Annotated in this window: 21 protein-coding genes; 11 read left to right on the plus strand and 10 right to left on the minus strand. The window is 63.9% G+C overall.

The genetic code is table 11. The features are described 5' to 3' along the window. Positions 1 to 3 precede the first annotated feature (3 nt). The 7 genes from secD to SynRS9909_RS07985 all read right to left on the minus strand — a co-directional run bounded on the left by secD (position 4) and on the right by SynRS9909_RS07985 (position 6,100). Positions 4 to 1,503, minus strand: coding sequence for a protein translocase subunit SecD (gene secD / locus SynRS9909_RS07955; RefSeq protein ID WP_007102292.1), 1,500 nt, complete (start codon positions 1,501 to 1,503; stop codon positions 4 to 6). Positions 1,504 to 1,506: 3 nt separating this feature from the next. Then, entirely contained in the window at positions 1,507 to 2,490 is a 984-nt protein-coding gene (locus tag SynRS9909_RS07960) for a pyruvate dehydrogenase complex E1 component subunit beta (RefSeq protein ID WP_007102291.1), read from the minus strand. Positions 2,491 to 2,686: 196 nt separating this feature from the next. Beyond that, a complete protein-coding gene (locus tag SynRS9909_RS07965; protein ID WP_007102289.1) occupies positions 2,687 to 2,998 on the minus strand; it encodes a DUF3082 domain-containing protein in 312 nt (103 codons plus the stop codon). Then, the gene (gene ispE / locus SynRS9909_RS07970; RefSeq protein WP_007102288.1) at positions 2,995 to 3,942 is read right to left on the minus strand and encodes a 4-(cytidine 5'-diphospho)-2-C-methyl-D-erythritol kinase; all 948 of its coding nucleotides are present in this window, start codon (positions 3,940 to 3,942) and stop codon (positions 2,995 to 2,997) included. The genes SynRS9909_RS07965 and ispE overlap by 4 nt, the downstream gene beginning before the upstream one ends. Further along, a complete protein-coding gene (rsmA, locus tag SynRS9909_RS07975; protein ID WP_007102287.1) occupies positions 3,939 to 4,781 on the minus strand; it encodes a 16S rRNA (adenine(1518)-N(6)/adenine(1519)-N(6))-dimethyltransferase RsmA in 843 nt (280 codons plus the stop codon). Before rsmA ends, ispE begins: the two co-directional genes overlap by 4 nt. A 21-nt stretch (positions 4,782 to 4,802) precedes the next feature. Continuing rightward, on the minus strand, positions 4,803 to 5,702 hold the full coding sequence (locus SynRS9909_RS07980) for a mechanosensitive ion channel family protein (RefSeq protein WP_162858328.1): 900 nt from the start codon (positions 5,700 to 5,702) through the stop codon (positions 4,803 to 4,805). An 8-nt stretch (positions 5,703 to 5,710) separates the two neighbouring features. Continuing rightward, complete coding sequence (locus tag SynRS9909_RS07985) at positions 5,711 to 6,100, minus strand: YraN family protein (RefSeq protein ID WP_007102285.1); 390 nt, start codon at positions 6,098 to 6,100, stop codon at positions 5,711 to 5,713. Positions 6,101 to 6,164: 64 nt separating this feature from the next. Between SynRS9909_RS07985 and SynRS9909_RS07990 the strand changes: the two genes are divergently transcribed. The 3 genes from SynRS9909_RS07990 to SynRS9909_RS08000 are packed head-to-tail and all read left to right on the plus strand — an operon-like array spanning position 6,165 to position 7,503. Continuing rightward, positions 6,165 to 6,650, plus strand: coding sequence for a pentapeptide repeat-containing protein (locus tag SynRS9909_RS07990; protein WP_038001297.1), 486 nt, complete (start codon positions 6,165 to 6,167; stop codon positions 6,648 to 6,650). Further along, complete coding sequence (locus SynRS9909_RS07995) at positions 6,650 to 7,072, plus strand: hypothetical protein (RefSeq protein ID WP_007102283.1); 423 nt, start codon at positions 6,650 to 6,652, stop codon at positions 7,070 to 7,072. The genes SynRS9909_RS07990 and SynRS9909_RS07995 overlap by 1 nt, the downstream gene beginning before the upstream one ends. Continuing rightward, complete coding sequence (locus SynRS9909_RS08000; protein ID WP_007102282.1) at positions 7,069 to 7,503, plus strand: 23S rRNA (pseudouridine(1915)-N(3))-methyltransferase RlmH; 435 nt, start codon at positions 7,069 to 7,071, stop codon at positions 7,501 to 7,503. Before SynRS9909_RS07995 ends, SynRS9909_RS08000 begins: the two co-directional genes overlap by 4 nt. 45 nt (positions 7,504 to 7,548) lie before the next feature. Here SynRS9909_RS08000 and SynRS9909_RS08005 read toward each other — a convergent pair whose 3' ends face one another. After that, a complete protein-coding gene (locus SynRS9909_RS08005) occupies positions 7,549 to 7,782 on the minus strand; it encodes a hypothetical protein (protein WP_007102281.1) in 234 nt (77 codons plus the stop codon). A 69-nt stretch (positions 7,783 to 7,851) separates the two neighbouring features. Between SynRS9909_RS08005 and SynRS9909_RS08010 the strand changes: the two genes are divergently transcribed. The 8 genes from SynRS9909_RS08010 to SynRS9909_RS13830 all read left to right on the plus strand — a co-directional run bounded on the left by SynRS9909_RS08010 (position 7,852) and on the right by SynRS9909_RS13830 (position 10,911). Beyond that, entirely contained in the window at positions 7,852 to 8,160 is a 309-nt protein-coding gene (locus SynRS9909_RS08010) for a nucleotidyltransferase family protein (RefSeq protein ID WP_007102280.1), read from the plus strand. After that, the gene (locus SynRS9909_RS14005; protein WP_007102279.1) at positions 8,157 to 8,483 is read left to right on the plus strand and encodes a DUF86 domain-containing protein; all 327 of its coding nucleotides are present in this window, start codon (positions 8,157 to 8,159) and stop codon (positions 8,481 to 8,483) included. Before SynRS9909_RS08010 ends, SynRS9909_RS14005 begins: the two co-directional genes overlap by 4 nt. Beyond that, the gene (locus tag SynRS9909_RS08020) at positions 8,483 to 8,992 is read left to right on the plus strand and encodes a hypothetical protein (protein WP_007102278.1); all 510 of its coding nucleotides are present in this window, start codon (positions 8,483 to 8,485) and stop codon (positions 8,990 to 8,992) included. Before SynRS9909_RS14005 ends, SynRS9909_RS08020 begins: the two co-directional genes overlap by 1 nt. A gap of 62 nt (positions 8,993 to 9,054) precedes the next feature. Next, on the plus strand, positions 9,055 to 9,285 hold the full coding sequence (locus SynRS9909_RS08025) for a DUF433 domain-containing protein (protein ID WP_007102277.1): 231 nt from the start codon (positions 9,055 to 9,057) through the stop codon (positions 9,283 to 9,285). Positions 9,286 to 9,293: 8 nt separating this feature from the next. After that, entirely contained in the window at positions 9,294 to 9,638 is a 345-nt protein-coding gene (locus tag SynRS9909_RS08030; RefSeq protein ID WP_007102276.1) for a DUF5615 family PIN-like protein, read from the plus strand. 105 nt (positions 9,639 to 9,743) lie between these two features. Further along, positions 9,744 to 10,016 (plus strand): transposase, encoded by a 273-nt coding sequence (locus SynRS9909_RS08035; protein ID WP_007102275.1) that lies wholly within the window; start codon positions 9,744 to 9,746, stop codon positions 10,014 to 10,016. Positions 10,017 to 10,069: 53 nt separating this feature from the next. Beyond that, positions 10,070 to 10,459 (plus strand): DDE-type integrase/transposase/recombinase, encoded by a 390-nt coding sequence (locus SynRS9909_RS08040; RefSeq protein ID WP_007102274.1) that lies wholly within the window; start codon positions 10,070 to 10,072, stop codon positions 10,457 to 10,459. A gap of 152 nt (positions 10,460 to 10,611) precedes the next feature. Then, a complete protein-coding gene (locus SynRS9909_RS13830) occupies positions 10,612 to 10,911 on the plus strand; it encodes a hypothetical protein (protein ID WP_007102273.1) in 300 nt (99 codons plus the stop codon). Positions 10,912 to 10,947: 36 nt separating this feature from the next. Here the strand turns inward: SynRS9909_RS13830 and SynRS9909_RS08050 are convergent, their stop codons facing one another. Next, positions 10,948 to 14,106: a DUF3427 domain-containing protein gene (locus SynRS9909_RS08050; protein WP_007102272.1), complete on the minus strand. Its 3,159-nt coding sequence runs from the start codon at positions 14,104 to 14,106 to the stop codon at positions 10,948 to 10,950. Further along, on the minus strand, positions 14,106 to 15,971 hold the full coding sequence (locus SynRS9909_RS08055; RefSeq protein ID WP_007102271.1) for a DUF2075 domain-containing protein: 1,866 nt from the start codon (positions 15,969 to 15,971) through the stop codon (positions 14,106 to 14,108). The genes SynRS9909_RS08050 and SynRS9909_RS08055 overlap by 1 nt, the downstream gene beginning before the upstream one ends. Positions 15,972 to 16,040: the final 69 nt, after the last annotated feature.

A 16,040-nucleotide genomic window follows, 5' to 3' on the forward strand; every position in this document is an offset into this window, starting at 1 on the left:
GGCTCAGGCGGGAGTCGAGGGGAGCTGCCGGGCCGGCAGGAAGTTGGTGGGACGGCGGAGCGCCTGATACCCCATCAGGAAGCGCAGCAGCGTTCGCGTGCAGGTGAGGGCCGTGAACAGACTGAGCAGCACGCCGATGCCCAGCGTTGCCGCGAAGCCCTTCACCAAACCGGTGCCGAGGAAAAACAGGGCGGCACAGCTGATCAGGGTGGTGAGGTGACCATCCACGATCGAGGAGAGCGCTTCGGAGAAGCCGGTTTCAATCGAGCGAATCAAGGTGGTGCCGCGCCGCAATTCGTCTTTGATGCGCTCGAAGATCAACACATTGGCGTCGACCGCCATGCCGATGCTGAGGATGAATCCGGCGATGCCCGGCAGGGTGAGCGTGACCGGAATGAGGGCATACACCGCCAGGTTGAAGAGGGCATAGAGGCTGAGCGCGAGAACAGCCACCAGGCCGGCGAGGCGATAGACGAGCAGCATGAACAGGGCCACGAGCGCCAGACCGGAGAGGGCGGCAATCAGGCTGCGCTGCACGTTTTCCGCCCCCAGGGTGGGGCCGATGGTGCGCACCTCGAGGATTGTCACCGGCAGGGGAAGGGAACCGCCCCGGAGTTGCACCTCAAGATCGCGGGCTTCCTCGGCGCTGAAATTGCCCGTGATGCTGGCGGCACCCCCCGTGATGCCCGCCGCCTTGAACTGCTCCCCCACGCTCGCTTCGCTGATCGGCTGACCATCGAGCACGATCCCCAGCAGGCGACCGCTGCCAGCAATCGAACGGGTGAGGTTGGCAAACGCTTCTCCCCCTTCTCGATTGAAGGTGAGCGTGACCTCCCAACCGGTGGCATTGGGCTGCTGCTGGCGCCCGGCGGTGACCAGATCCTTGCCGGTGAGCGCGGCCGGTTCAAAACGGGCGACGATCTCCTCGTTGACCTTGGCCTGCAACTGCTCCAGCTGCTCCTGTTCACTGCCGGCGCTGCCGCTCAATCCCAGCGCCTGCTGAGCCTTGGCCAGCTGCTCCTGATCCAGGGCCGTTTCGGCATCGCCTGCGGACGACTCCGCACTGCCATCACGGCTGCGAGCCTCCCGCAGAGCGAGGATCTGACGCACCTGGTTGCGCAGTCGCAGCAGACCGCGCATCTCCTCCTCAGTGCCGGGCTTCTGGGCGCGGAATTCGAGCAGGGCTGTGCTGCCCAGCACCTTGGCGGCGCGGGACGGGTCGGTTTCGCCTGGAAGCTGCAGAACCAACTGGTCATCACCCACGGTCTGGAGCGTGGATTCCGCCACACCCAGGCCATTGACGCGGCGATCGAGCACGGCCTTCACCGCCTCGAGCTGCTCCGGCTTCACGGTTTGAATCGAGCCTCCCGGCTGCACTTCAAGGGTGAGCTGACTGCCGCCACGCAGATCGAGGCCCAGCTGAAGCGGGAAGCTGGCGAGCACCGAAGCGGCGGCGATCGCCAAGGCGAGGATGAGGGCAAACCAGCCCTGCTGTCGGGCCATGAATCAGAGCCCCTTGCGCACGATCTGCATCGCCGCCTCAACGATCTGATGGGGCTGGATGATGGTGAGATTCTCCAGGGTGCCGTTGTAGGGCGTGGGGATGTCCTGGCTGGACAACCGCAGGGGCCGGGCATCCAGGTCGTCGAAACAGTGCTCCGTGATCAGAGCGATCAGCTCGGCGCCGATCCCACCGGTTTTCATGCACTCCTCCACCACGATCACGCGGTGGGTCTTGCGGATCGATCGGGCGATCGTGTCCATATCGAATGGCTTGAGGCTGATCAGATCGATCAGTTCGGCGCTGATGCCATCGGCCTCAAGTTGCTCCACGGCTTTCAGGCAGTGATGACGCATGCGGGAATAGGTGAGGATCGTGATATCCGATCCCTCCTGCACCAAATCGGCCTGATCGAGCGCACAGGTGTACTCGCCGGCCGGCAGTTCTTCGCTGAGGTTGTACAGCAACACATGCTCGAAGAACAACACCGGGTTGTTGTCGCGAATGGCGGCCTTCATCAGGCCCTTGGCATTCGTGGGCGTGCTGCAAGCCACGATCTTGATGCCGGGCACCGCATGGAAATAGGCCTCGAGCCGTTGGCTGTGCTCGGCACCCAACTGCCGGCCCACCCCACCGGGACCACGCACCACGGTGGGAATGGTGAAGTTGCCGCCACTGGTGTAACGGAGCATCCCCATGTTGTTGGAGATCTGGTTGAAGGCCAGGAGCAGGAACCCCATGTTCATGCCCTCCACGATCGGGCGCAGCCCCGTCATCGCCGCACCCACTGCCATGCCGGTGAAGCTGTTTTCCGCGATCGGGGTGTCCAGCACCCGCAACTCGCCGTACTTCTCGTAGAGATCCTTGGTGACCTTGTAGGAACCGCCGTAATGACCGACGTCCTCACCCATCACGCAGACATGGGGATCACGGGCCATCTCCTCGTCGATGGCTTCACGGAGTGCATTGAAAAGGAGCGTCCCTGCCACGGCGTTGCTGTCGGTCCGGCCAGGCCGGCGTCAGCGGCCAAGCTATCTCAGTCCGGTCAGGCTCAACCGCCGGCGGCAAAGGTGGTGAGCAGCAGCACCGACAGGAGCAATCCTGGTGAGAGCAGCAGCACCAGTTGACCGAGGTCATGCAGCGTCATGGCAGCCACTCCCCTGAGTGCATCGCATTGGTTGGACCCTAGGCAGGGTCGGCGGGCCGGCCTGTGAAAAGACTGCGAAGAAACACCAGCGCCAGGCCGAGGCCGATGAAGGCAAAGCTGAAGGTGGCGACAAAACACATGCCGGTCAGCAGGGTCTTGAGCGCCGAAGCAATGCTCTGGGCAATCGCCGAGCTGTAGTGGGGTGGATGCTCCGCGAAATAGAGCACCATGCGCTTGCTCAGACCAAGGCTGAGCCAGGCCAGCAGCAGGCTCGTGAGGGATCCGGAGAGAAAACTGAGCGGCCCTTTGCGCCGCGCGTCGACCGGGGGGGTGCTGTTGGTGTCACTCATGCCAACAGCTTGGCCCCATGGCCGAGAAAGGAACAACTCCAGGCCTCCAGCCCGGCGGCCTGAAACTGCGGCATCCCCTGCTCCAGGGCCCCGTCGGCCTGGGGTCGCCCCGGAAACAGGGCGAAGCAACTCGGCCCCGACCCGCTCATCGCCACCCGCAGCTGGCCAGGAAGCGCCTGCAACAGCTTGAGGGCTGTTTGCACTGCCGGCGTCTGCGGCGCCACCACATCCTGGAGGTCATTGCGCAGTGGCGGTGGCGGTGGCGAAGCGGCCTGGGCCAACGGCAACCAGGAAGCCTGCCGCAGGGCGGAGCGCCGTTGCTCAAACGCCGCTTCTCCTTCGAGGTAGGAGGCACCACGCAGGCGACGGCATTCGCCGTAGGCCCATGGCGTTGACACGCTGACGCCGGGATCTTTCACCAGCACAATCCCCAAAGGCTCGGACGCCTCAGCCGCAGCGGGCAAGGGCTCGAGGCGTTCGCCTCGACCGAAGCACAGCTGGGTACCTCCCGACACGCAAAAGGGCATGTCGGAGCCCAGCTCGGCAGCCATCCGCTCCAGATCGGCCTGCGAGTGCCCCAGTCCCCAGAGCGTGTTCAGGGCCACGAGGGTGGCCGCTCCATCACTGGAACCACCGGCCAAGCCCGCACCGATGGGAATCCGCTTGCGCAGATGAAGGCGTGCCCCCAGCTCGGCAAAGCCTGAGCGTTGTCGCAGCAGCTCAGCGGCGCGAAGGATCAGGTTGTCGGCACCGCAACTGAGCTCAGGCCGATCGCAGCTGAGCTGGAGTGAGGCATCGGCGGTGTTCTCGCAGAGCAGTTCATCGGCCAGGTCGATGCTCTGCATCACCATCGCCAGTTCATGAAAACCGTCGGGTCGCAACCCGAGCACCTCCAGATGGAGATTGATCTTGGCGGGAGCGCTGACGCGAACCGTGGCCGTCATGGCATCGATGCGGCGGGATCGGCCTGATTCAAGCCCCTGGCCAGCGCCACCCAGGCCGCCGGTGCGATCTCCTGAGGCCGTTGCTGAAGATCGATCCCCGCCGCACCCGCCAGGGCCTGCAACTGATCCGGCGCCGCGAGAGGAGCCAGGGTGTTGCGCAGCATCTTGCGGCGAGCCAGAAACGCCATGCGCAGCAAGCGCTCAACGTCACGGGCCAGCTCGACCGGCAAGCGCTGGTCCGCAGGCAAAGGGTCGAGTCGCACCACTTCCGACTGCACCTTCGGCGGCGGCTGAAAACAGCGCGGCGGCACAGGGCAGACGCTGCTGCAGTACGCCAGCAACTGCATGCGCACGCTCAACGCACTGAAACTGCTCTGCCCGGGGCGGGCACGGATCCGCTCGGCCACCTCCTTCTGCACGAGCAGCACCAGCGACTGATAGGGCGGATCCACCGGCCGGTCCAGCCGTCCGACCAGGCGCTCCAGCAAAGGACCTGTGATGTTGTAGGGGATATTGGCGACCACCTTGGTGGCACGGCAACCGCCCGGGCCCTCCAGGGCAACGGCCAGCACATCCCCCTCCTGCAGGGAGAAGCGGGGCTCGGCCGCGAAGCGCTGACGCAGCCCGACCACCAGGTCGCGATCGAGCTCAACGGCATGCACCGACGCGACCGGTGAGGCCAGGAGACGCTCGGTGAGGGCGCCGCGGCCGGGCCCCACCTCCAGCACCCGGTCACCCGCCTGCAGATCGGCGGCCTGCAGGATCCGCTCCAGCACCTGGTCATCCCGGAGCCAGTGTTGGCCGAAGCGTTTGCGCGCGGTGTGACCGGAGAACGTCATGGCGTCGGGCTCGACATGGTTTCAGGGACGACGCAGCGCACCACTCAATTCAATCGGTGTGCGCGTCTCCACCTCAATCGCCTCGAAGGGAATCCGGATGCCGTTCTGATCCAGCGCCTCTTTCATCGCCTGCTGCACAATCCGGGTGGCCCACCACTGATTTTCATTGCCATGGATTTTGGTGTTGACGCGCACCACCACCGCATTGGCACGCAATTCCTCCACATTGGAGAAATAGGGATTGTCGAGAAAAACCTCTTTGTATTGCGGGTCCTGCCCCAACGACTTGCCGGTGGCGTTGATGATCGCCTCCACCTGGCGCAGATCAGCGTCGTAGGGAACCGGCAGTCGCACCAGAGACCAGGTCCAACCTTTCGACTGATTGGCCAGAAACGTGACCTGGCTGTTGCGGATGTACCAGACCACCCCCCAGTAATCACGGATGCGGATGTTGTAGAGATTCACCTCCCGCACCTGCCCCAACACCTCTCCGATTTTCACCGAATCACCGATCCCGAGCTGATCCTGAAAGATGATCAGGGTGCCGGCGATGATGTCGGCCACCAGGGATTGGGCACCGAAACCCACCACGCCGGCCACGATGCCCGCGCCAGCCAGCAGGGGCACCAGATTCACCCCGAGGGAATCGAGCATCCAGAGCAGCGCCATGAAGGCCACCAGCAATCGCCACAGGCTCTTGAAGAGGTTGCCCAGGGCCGACACGTGCTGAGCACGCCGGTCGAGCATCAACTTGGTGGCCATCTCGAAGTCGGTCTCGCCGAAGAAGGCCGCCCGATCCTGCGTCGGGCGTTTGCGCACCAGACGCCCCACCACCCGCTCGATCAGTCGGGATCCCAGCCACACCGCCAGCCAAGACGCCAGAAGGATCATCAGCAGCTGGGGCACAGCAACCAAAGACACGGGATCGATCAGATCAGTCTCTCCACCATGACCCAGCGCACCGGCCGTGTGCTCGGCGCCAGGGGCACCAGTGCCAGCACCACCTCCAGCCCAGCCGTGGCCATCCAGGGATGGTCCGCCTGCCAGCAGGCCAGAGCCCGGGCCAGCCGCAGTCGTTTGCGGTGATGAAAGGCGGCCAGTCCGCCGGCATCAGGACCGAGGCGCCGCCGTGCCTTCACCTCCACGGCAAGCAGACGCATGCGGCAGGAGCGCCCCTTGACCATGAGCAGATCGATCTCGCCGTAGCGGCAGCGCCAACGCTGGGCCAGGCAACGCCAACCCTGACCCTGCAATAAGCGCAGGGCCCGCTGCTCCGCCCAGCGACCATCCAGGGTCCGGCCGCGGTTCCGTGGTTCCATGCTCTTCACCCAGACTCCGCTCTTAGGGTTCCCCTGTGGTCTTGCGATCGTGGTCTTGCGAGAGATGTCGTTCCGTCCCGCTGCAGCAGCCCTTGCCCTGCTGCTCTCCGTTTGCACCCTGGTGATGGCAGCGCCAGTCGCCCAGGCCGCCATGGACTACGCCAAGCAGGTGCTGATCGGCGCCGACTTCTCCGGACGGGAGATGCAAGGCGTCACCTTCAACCTCACCAACCTGCGCGAAGCCGATCTCTCCGGCAGTGATCTGCAGGGGGCCAGCCTGTTCGGCGCCAAGTTGCAGGATGCCGATCTGAGCAACACCAACCTGCGCGACGCCACCCTCGATTCCGCCGTGCTGGATGGCACCAACCTCAGCAATGCGGTTCTGGAAGACGCCTTCGCGTTCAACACCCGCTTCATCAACGTGACGATCAGTGGCGCTGACTTCACGAACGTGCCCCTGCGCGGCGATGTGCTCAAAACACTCTGCGCGGTTGCTGAGGGCACCAATCCGGTGACCGGCCGCAACACCCGCGACACCCTCGGCTGCTGATGAGCTTCGATCCCCGCAGCCTCGAACGCCTGAAGGAACTGGGGCGGACCCTGCCCCAGGCCCTGCCGACGCCTGAGGCGAAACCAGCGTCAACGCCGAAGGCCAGTGAACGGCGCCACAAGGTGGAAACGGAGCAGAACCCGGAGCAGCTGTTCCGAGAGCTGATGCAGGTGAGCCCCGATGGCACGGTGCCCGAGCATCTGATGCAGCGCCTGAAGGAGGCGGAACAGCGCAGCCAGGCGGAACGCCGGCCGGCCACAGCGGCCACCAGCTCCCCCTTGCCGGCCCCGACGACCGGTCAACGGCCGATCAAAGGCAAGACCACCCGCCCCCAGCGGCCCTCTGTGGCGCCGGGCAGCGAAGAGGAAAGCCTTTATGTGGCCTTCGGGCAGCTGCTGCTGGAAGACGAGGCGGAGGATTGAATCCCTCCCGCTGCCGGATCATCGCCGTCGGCAAGGTGCGCAAAGGCTGGGTGCAGGAGGGGGTGGAGCTCTACCTCAAACGGCTGCCTGGGCTCCAGGTGCTGGAACTCAAGGACAGCAGCCAAGACAAGGAAGCGGCGGCGATCCGAGCGGCGTTGCGCTCCGATGAGCGGCCGGTGATGCTGATGGAGCAGGGGGAGAATCTCGCTTCGGTTCCCTTCGCCAAGCGGCTGCAGCAGTTCGGCAATGAACGCCTGGCCTTCGTGATCGGCGGCGCCGATGGACTCAGCGATGGGCTCAAAGCAGATGCCCACTGGCAGCTGAGCCTCTCACCGATGACCTTCCCCCATGAACTGGCCCGGCTGCTGCTGCTCGAGCAGCTCTACCGAGCCCAGGCCATTCTGCAGGGGAGCCCGTATCACCGGGCTTGAGACCCGTGGCATGGGTCCCATGCAGGGGGGGATCCCTGTTGCTGATCAGCCCGGCCAGCGCCAGGCGCCTCGTTCCAGGGTTGTCTGGCCTTGCACGTGTGTTGCTTCCAGCGCACGCTGCAACTGCACGTGGCGACAGTGCGCCTGCACCGCCAGCACCTCGATCAACTCCGGAGCATGGGCGATCACCCACACCTGGGCGCGCTCCGCCGCCGACTGGATCAGCCGCGCAAGAGGGGCCAGGAGGTCCGGGTGCAGGCTGCTCCTGCGGATCGACACCGCTCTGGAACAGGCTGCGGTCGGGATCAGCCATGCCGAGGCTGCTGCTGAGCAGATTGGACTGGCGCTATGAGCAACGCAGCTGCCACCACGATCCGCCAGCGGCTGGACGCCCTGAAACCACAGGTGTTGGCGGTGGCCACCAGCCATGGCGCCTCCAACCTCAGGATCTATGGATCCATCGCCACGGGCCGGGAACACCCCGCCAGCGATCTCGACTTGCTGGTCGACCTGCCTGAGGAGCAGTCCCTGCTGGGCCTGATCAGCCTGCGTCAGGACCTGGAAGACCTCCTGGGCTGCTCCGTGGACGTAACGGAAGCAGAGACCCTGCATCCCCTGATTCGCACTCAGATCCTGGAGCAAGCCCTGGCCCTGTGAACAAGGACCGCCTCTATCTCGAAAGCATTCGCGACTGCCTGGAGCGCATCGCCGAGTACACCGCTCCAGGGGAGCAGGCTTTCCTGACTTCGCGGCTGATCCAGGACGGCGTGATCCGCAACCTGGAGGTGAATCTCGCCAGGGTCTGGCGCACCGTGATCACGGATCTACCGCCGCTTACGATGCCCGCCCCGAGCTGGAATTCCTCTGGGATCTGTATCCAGTGGTGGATTGGCTCGCCGATCGCGGCCAGATCACCTTCCCCCGCCATTGCGCCCCGGTACTCCACCTCTCAGAAGGGCTGGATCCTGGTGAGGCGGTGATGGTGCTGCAGGGAACAATTCCCAACCAGAAAGGCATGCCTGTGGTGCAGGAATGGGTGGCGGTGCGCTTCGCCGGCAGTGGACTCAGGGTGATGGCGGTGGAGCCCTTTGAAACGGTGGCCGAACGGCTGCAGCTTGGCCGCAAGGCCTATGCCAATCCCGGTGCACCAATCCCGGAATCGCTGAAACAACAGCGCCAGGTGGCGGTGGATGCCGCGCACCGCTATCTGGTGCAGAAGCAGGAGGCCTGGAGTGCTCGGATGAAACCCGAACTGGAAGCCCAACGGGAGCGACTCAGGCAGCTGCGGGGTCGACAGCAAGAACAACTGCAGCTGGCTTACGAGAGCAGCCAGCGCCCTCAGCAGGTCAAAGAGAAACAACGCATCGCCGACCAGAGCCGGATCGATCGCCGCTTTGACGACCACGAACGGTTCATGCAAGAGGTGATGACGATCGAACCCGCCCCCTACTTGAAGTTGGTGGCCGTGCTGCACCGCGACAGCAGTTGAGCACCCGTTGCGTCAGAGACCTCAATAGCGTTCCAACACTGCCCATCCGAAACCACCTCACCATGAGCTCATCCACTTCCCTGATCACCTGCACACCAGGCGTGCGTAGCGGCAAAGCCTGCGTGGCTGGCACACGAATCAGCGTCTCAGATGTACTCGAGTACCTCGCCAGTGGCATGAGCCAAGAGGAGATCCTGGCGGACTTCCCCGATCTGCGACCAGAGCACATCCAGGCCGTGTTGCGCTACGCCGCCGATCGTGAAAAGCGGCTCAGCGAAGTCACCGTGGCCTGAACGAAACAATGAGGGGCCGTTTTCTGCTGGATGAGAATCTGAGCCCTCGGCTCGCTGCGGCGCTCTCGGAGTTGTTTCCAGGCAGCGTGCATGTGCGGGATGTTCAGTTAAGGGGCCAAAGCGATGAGCGGATCTGGGCCTTTGCAGCCGAAGGCGGCTACGCGATCGTCACCAAAGACGATGACTTTCGCGGCATGAGCCTGCTGCGCGGTGCGCCGCCGAAGGTGATCTGGCTGGTGGTGGGTAACACCAGCACAGCGGAGATCCTGCGCATCCTGCTCGCTCACACCACGGCCATCAAGACCTTCATCGCCGAACCGGTCACTTCTCTACTCACGCTGCGCAAGCCTTGACCCATGGCACTACCAGTGGGGGTCCCCCGGTTTTGAGGACAAGTCGGTAAGGGTCACGTCCTGACCACCAGACTGTGGTTCACGACGCAGCAGAAAGCCGAGGCCGTGGAGCTCTGCCTGCAGGAGGGCCTCTCCTGCAATGCCGTCGCTGAGCGGCTTGGGCTTCCCTCCAGCAGCCTGGCCCGCTGGGTGCGTCAGGCCCGCATCGACCGCGGTCAGGCCGGACCCCGTGATCAGGGCCTGCTCACCAGCGAGGAGCGCGCTGAACTCAACCGGCTCCGCAAGGAAAACCGTGAGCTCAGGAGGGAGAAGGATTTTTTCAGGCTGGCGGCAGCGCACTTTGCGAAAGAGCAGCTGCCGCCGAGAGGTTTCGCCTGATCGACCAGCTGGCCGCTCAGCACTCGGTCTCCTGGCTGTGCCGCCAGCTTGGGGTGGCCCGCAGTGGCTTCTACGCCTGGCGGCGCATCTGGAGTCGCGGAGAACTTGCTGCAGCAGGACTTCGCTGCTGGGCGGGCGACATCACCTATATCCGCACCACGGCGGGCTGGCGGTATCTGGCGGTGTGGATCGATCTGTTCAGTCGCCGCGTCGTCGGCTGGACGCTCGCTCCGCGGATGGATGCGACCCTGGTGATTGAGGCCCTCAACCGAGCCCTCGGCCAGCGGCATTTGGAGCCCGAGCAGCTGCAACGGGATCTGGCCTTCTGGATCGAGGGCTACTACAACCGCGAGCGTCGTCACTCAACGATCGATTACCTCAGTCCAATCGACTACGAACAGCAGTTCATCACTGCTCGTACATTCTCACCTGTGAACCCCTGAGACCTGTCCACGAAATCGGGGGAAGCCCACACCCACGAGTATTTGAAAGTCAGTGATCCAGTGGTTGGGGTGCGATCCAAACAGATCTGCCGGTTCTGATCGAGCACTGCAGCCAGCTGCTCAACCAGCTCGACAAGGGGAAGGGCTGACCCATGGCCACCCTCACGATCCGCAACCTCGACGAAGCCGTGCGCGATCGGCTTCGGCGTCGCGCCGCCGAGGACGGCCATTCGATGGAGGAAGAGGTGCGCCAGATTCTCAGGCAGCTGATCAGGGCCCCCAGGGCCTGGTGGCAGGCGCTGGAACAAGAAGGCCACAGCAATCCCTGGCTCCTCGGCAAACAAACGAACGCCGACTACGCCGCCGCCAGTGCAGCGTTTGCACAATGGGTGGAGTTCATCCACCAGGCCACGCTTTACAACGACGAGATTAGCGGCATTGCAGTCGCTTGAGCAGGAGCAAAAGGTCTTCAGACCAGCCTGCTCCGCTCAAATCGCCACACTCATCATCGGCAACCACGCCGCCGGGATCTCTCGCTCCAACCGCCAGCGAATTGCCATCGGGCGCTCACCCTCGTGACTCTCGTAGACGGCAAAGCCCAGACACGCAAAAGGCTCGGTGATAAGGCCCTGTTTTCGTTGCTCCCGCGCAAAGAGCAACACCCGTGAACCACCACTCACGTATCGCTGGCCTGTCGGAGAGGAAGCCGTGGTGGTGCTTTGACTTTCCCAGTGGAAAAGGCGTGGGCCGAGGGCCAGGTCGCGGTAACGGGTGGACGGGGAGAAAAGGGCCTCGCTCTTTTTGAGGGTCACGAACAGCAGGTCACACCGGCTGGGTTCATGCCAGAGCACGCCTTCACGGTGAATCCACGGTGCGTCATCACTGAGGACGCCAAAAGCCGCTTCGATTTCGGCACGGCTGTAGTGACCATGCACGCGAAGCGGCACTGGTAGCGCCCAAGGAAGTGGGTGCAGGCGGTGATCGGCCCTGGCGGCAAGGAAGACAAGCAGCTGGCGCAGTTCGTCGCGCCAGGCGGCGGCTTGCCAGAGCACAGCCAGAGCGTCGGGAAGCGGACGCCACTGGCGGCCTGTACCGAACAGCTGAGCCGTGAGCATCAACCACTCACGGCGCTCGCGTTCTCCCATGGTGAGCGGATCCGGCGGGGCAGGTTCAGAAAGGGCGGCGGCGAGGGTGAGCAGACGATCAGGATCGTCGCCATGCAGCAGGCCGGTACCGATGGAGCGGCTGAGGCGTTCTTCCTCCGGATGGGGCCCATCGCACAGCCAGCCCAGCTCACGGCGCAGGGCGGTGAATGAGACGCCGCGGATCCCGTAGAAGTCGACCGGATCCATCGCGAGCGCCTCGAGCCAATCGGCGAGACCGCTGGCGGCCGTGATCTTTCCCTCAGCCGCAAGGGCGCGGAGCTCCTCGAGGATCTGAGGGCGTCGGCTGGGTAGGCACTGGCGCAGATTGGCCAGCACCCGCTCACTTGCCACGCGATCCAGGACCAACCGGCAGCCCGGGGGGAGGAATGGAAAGTCCTGAACCAGCTGCTGCTGCAGTTGGCGCCGGCTGCAGCCAAGCAAGGCGCGATAGCGCAGGTCGAACCGGAAGCGGCGGTGCTGCTGGCCGATGAAGTCGAGCACCGTGAGACAACTCTTGCCGGTTTCTGGCGAAAGACGCAAACCACGACCGAGCTGCTGCAGGAACACCACGGCACTCTCAGTGGGGCGCAGCAGCAGCACGGTGTCGATCGAGGGGATGTCGAGTCCCTCGTTGAACAGATCCACCGCAAAGAGGATCTGCAGCTCACCAGCGTGCAGGCGGCGCAAGGCCTCTCGGCGCTCGTCGCTGGGGGTGGAGGCGTCGAGGGCCTCGGCCTGGAGGCCAACGGCACGGAAGCGCTCAGCCATGAAGCGGGCATGCTCCACACTCACGCAGAAGCCCAGAGCGCGCATCCGCCGAGGCTCAGCGACCGCCTTCTCCAGTTCGCTGAGGATCAGCGCGACGCGACGATGGTCGCCGGTGTAGAGGGTGCTGAGCTCAGCGGGCACATAACCACCCCGGCGCCACTCCAGGGAGGAGAGGTCCGTGGCGTCAGCGACGGCGAAGTAATGGAAAGGCGCGAGCAAGCCCTGATCGAGGGCGGTCCAGAGACGCAGCTCCGCAGCGATACGACCGCCAAACCAACGGAGGACGTCGAGCCCGTCGGCGCGCTCGGGGGTAGCGGTGAGGCCAAGCAGCAGCTGGGGGCGCAAGTGGTCGAGCCAGCGGCGATAGCTCAAGGCAGCCGCGTGGTGGAACTCATCCACGATCACCACGGCGAAGCGATCAGCAGGGATCTCGGCCAGATCGCGCTGGGCGAGAGACTGGACAGAGGCAAACACATGCCGCCACTGGCGCGGCAGTTCGCCATCCACATAGAGCTCACCGAAGGCCGGGTCGCGCAACACCTGGCGGAATGTGGCCAGGGCCTGCTGCAGGATTTCCTTGCGGTGAGCGATCAACAGCAGCGGCGGCGGATCGGCTGCGGGGAACCGCTCAGGGAAATCGCTGTGCAGGCGGGCCACGTCGAACGCGGCCAGCACCGTCTTGCCAGTACCCGTGGCAGCGACAACCAGGTTGTGCCAGCGGTCATGGACCGTGCGCTCGGCCGCCAGGGCTTCGAGCATCTCGCGCTGGTAGGCGTAGGGCCGCAGGTTGAACCACGCCAGCGCCGAATCTTCCCTGACTTCATCCACGCCCCGGGCCACAGCGAGCTGGTGATCGATACGAGCCTGTTGATCTGGCGTTGCGGCATAGGACTCGAATTCGCCCTCCTCCCAGTAGGCGTCAAAGGTGGACTGAAACTTGGCCACCATGGCCGGCGTCTCCAGGGCAGCCAGGCGCACGTTCCACTCCAGCCCGTCGAGTAGGGCTGCAGAGGAGAGGTTTGAGGAGCCGATGTAGGCCGTGCTGGTTCCACTCGCACGATGAAAGTGCCAAGCCTTGGCATGGAGCCGGGTGCGGCGAGTGTCGGTACTGACCCGCACGTCGGCGCCATGCTCCACAAGCCAGTCGAGTGCTTTGCGATCGGTAGCGCCGAGATAGGTGGTCGTGAGCACCCGTAGGGATCGTCCGGTCCCCAGGTACTGGGCGAGCACCGGCTGCAGCAACCGCAGGCCACTCCACTTGATGAAGGCGCAAAGCAGATCGATGCGGTCGGCAGAGGGCACTTCTGCCTGCAAGGCCAGCCCCACACTGGGCTCGCTGGGGGCATTGATCAGCAGGGTGCCATCGGCCAGGGGGATGAGGGGCCGGACCAAGGGGGCCTCGTTTGGCAGTAACGGCGTAACTCGCAGTTCCTGCAGCAAGCGAGCGCTTGGGTGCAGGAGATCTCCCGAGCCGATGGCAGAGCTGTGCTGCTGGAGTAACCCAACGATCTGGTTTACCAGGGCCAGTTGCTGCTGTTGCCGCTGGGCCTCAGGTAATGAGGCCAGAGCTATCTCACTCAGCTGGCGCAAGTACCGGGCCAGGCGCTGGGGCGCTTCGGCGGGATCCAGGGGTTGGAGGTAGTGGAAGGATTCCTGCTGGCCGGCAAGGAGCTGGTCAATCGTTGCACTGAGGGGGTGGTCGTAGAGGCCGGGAGGGAACGTTTGCTCATGCATCAGGGATCAGTGGTCTTCTCTGAGATCTGCTTGAGCCACGCACCTAGCTCAGTGTCACACGCAAACACCCAGCAGGCCTTTGTTCCCCGGCTCATCAACGTTCGGTATGTGTTGCGGATGATCGCGTCTGCCTTTAACCGGATCGCCTGGGGGTCACGCTTCAGGCCCACTTTGTATCCCTTCAGCGACTGATCCGTGCGCGCACGCGCCGTAGGAACCGTCACCACCTGGCCATCCCGGTAAGCCAGATCTGGCCCGATGATCACACCGATCGTTTCCAGCTCCAGGCCCTGGCAGGTGTGGATGCAGCCCACCTCCTCCACCGTGCCTGGCTTCATGATCCAAACGCTGCCGTCTTTGCTCAGGTTCCAGCGGGCCCTGTAGCCCCAGGGCTCGATCGTGATGTCCCAGGCGTTGGGGTGGTATTTCGAGGCCCAGTTCCAGCAGTAACCCGCCACCATCCGTGCCTGGTTGGCGTGGTTGGCCTGACGGATCGCCTCGTGCAGCTCCACCGGATCGTCAAACACCCTGAAGTCGTAGCCGGCGGGGTCCAGCTGCTCGTTGGCCGTGGCCCGAATCCCCAGGGTGGAATCGAGCCAGGCCAGGTAGCCATCGGAGCCGCAGCAGCGGAACTGCGAGGGCAGCACGTCGCGGTGGAGCTCGGCCTCGTGGAACTGACTCCACTTTTCGATCTCGGCCGTACTCCCAATGTCGTCGAAAGTGACGCGCTGGTCTTCATCGAGGAAAAACACCGCCAGCTTGCTGGCATGGATGATCTCCTTGACCTGGTTCTCGCCCTGCTTGTCATAGATGGTCTTGGTCATCAGCCGATGGCTTTCATCCACGATCAAGGCGTCGTAGAAGCCCTCCGGACAGCCAACGAAGCAGGCCGAGCCACAGAAGAGGTTGTCGTATTCTCCCTTCTGCAGAGAACCGGTGAGCTTGGCACGGTACACAGCCCGTGGCGCCGCGTTCTTGCTTACGTAACGGGCATTCAGGCCCATGCCCAGTAGCCGGGCCAGCAGGTTCACCGCCAACACCGATTTGCCTGTTCCGGGCCCGCCCCGCACGAGCAGCACACAGTGCCTTCCTTTTTGTAGCCGCCGTGCCAGGGCTAGCGCCTTTTCGTACACCACCTTCTGGTCGTCGATCAGCACGAACTCGACGTTGCCCTTCAGCATCCGCTCCACCGCGTCGGCCAACTGTTGGCTCGGCTTTGGCTTTCCGTCGCGGATCCGCTCGATTGTGTGGCCCCGATCGCCAACTACCAGACAGCGCCGCAAGAAGGCCGCCATGGCTGCGTTGTCGTGTCGCAGGAACACCGGTGCCTGATCGATGTATGGGCGATAGCGGGCATCGGTGATGCCACTGCCATCCGTGCAGTTGTGTAGGTAAGCGCAGGGTTGCAGAGCAATCCTGTGCTCAACCACCGCTGTATTGAATCCCCGTAGGAGCTGCCCGTAGCTCATGGCCTGATACGAAGGATGAATGGTCTCGCGCGGACCCTTTCCGAGGAAAGTTCGTACCACCCCATCCAGCTCAGTGGGCTCCACTGATTCCCACTGCTTCAGTTCCACGATTACCGCAGCTGGAGCGCCAGAAGCATCACAGCCTGAGAGCAGCAGATCAATACGCTTCGCTGTGTTGTGGATGCGGTATTCGATCGCCACACCCAGCTCGGATGGGACCTCCTCGAACTGCAATACGTTTCCAACGCACTGAAGTGAGTTCTTCCAGGATCGAAACTCGTTCGCGGCGACTTTGTGGCCTGTCATCGCGATGTAGCGATCCCGCACCTCCTCCTCGATGCGCTGCTCCCGCACGTGCTTCAGGAAGCATTCCCGAGTTGCGAGATAAATGATCACGAAAGTAACGGGCTGGATGGACACACCTAAAGGGATTCTGGCTGCATCTGATTGTCGGGACTGCAGTTC

This window comes from Synechococcus sp. RS9909 (genome assembly GCF_014279595.1).
Lineage (GTDB): Bacteria > Cyanobacteriota > Cyanobacteriia > PCC-6307 > Cyanobiaceae > Synechococcus_C.

Coding starts and splice junctions, on each gene's coding strand:
- secD (WP_007102292.1), bottom strand. CDS start 1,503: ATGGCCCGACAGCAGGGCTGGTTTGCCCTCATCCTCGCCTTGGCGATC.
- SynRS9909_RS07965 (WP_007102289.1), bottom strand. CDS start 2,998: ATGAGTGACACCAACAGCACCCCCCCGGTCGACGCGCGGCGCAAAGGG.
- ispE (WP_007102288.1), bottom strand. CDS start 3,942: ATGACGGCCACGGTTCGCGTCAGCGCTCCCGCCAAGATCAATCTCCAT.
- rsmA (WP_007102287.1), bottom strand. CDS start 4,781: ATGACGTTCTCCGGTCACACCGCGCGCAAACGCTTCGGCCAACACTGG.
- SynRS9909_RS07985 (WP_007102285.1), bottom strand. CDS start 6,100: ATGGAACCACGGAACCGCGGCCGGACCCTGGATGGTCGCTGGGCGGAG.
- SynRS9909_RS07990 (WP_038001297.1), top strand. CDS start 6,165: ATGTCGTTCCGTCCCGCTGCAGCAGCCCTTGCCCTGCTGCTCTCCGTT.
- SynRS9909_RS07995 (WP_007102283.1), top strand. CDS start 6,650: ATGAGCTTCGATCCCCGCAGCCTCGAACGCCTGAAGGAACTGGGGCGG.
- SynRS9909_RS08010 (WP_007102280.1), top strand. CDS start 7,852: ATGAGCAACGCAGCTGCCACCACGATCCGCCAGCGGCTGGACGCCCTG.
- SynRS9909_RS08020 (WP_007102278.1), top strand. CDS start 8,483: ATGGTGCTGCAGGGAACAATTCCCAACCAGAAAGGCATGCCTGTGGTG.
- SynRS9909_RS08025 (WP_007102277.1), top strand. CDS start 9,055: ATGAGCTCATCCACTTCCCTGATCACCTGCACACCAGGCGTGCGTAGC.
- SynRS9909_RS08030 (WP_007102276.1), top strand. CDS start 9,294: ATGAGGGGCCGTTTTCTGCTGGATGAGAATCTGAGCCCTCGGCTCGCT.
- SynRS9909_RS13830 (WP_007102273.1), top strand. CDS start 10,612: ATGGCCACCCTCACGATCCGCAACCTCGACGAAGCCGTGCGCGATCGG.
- SynRS9909_RS08050 (WP_007102272.1), bottom strand. CDS start 14,106: ATGCATGAGCAAACGTTCCCTCCCGGCCTCTACGACCACCCCCTCAGT.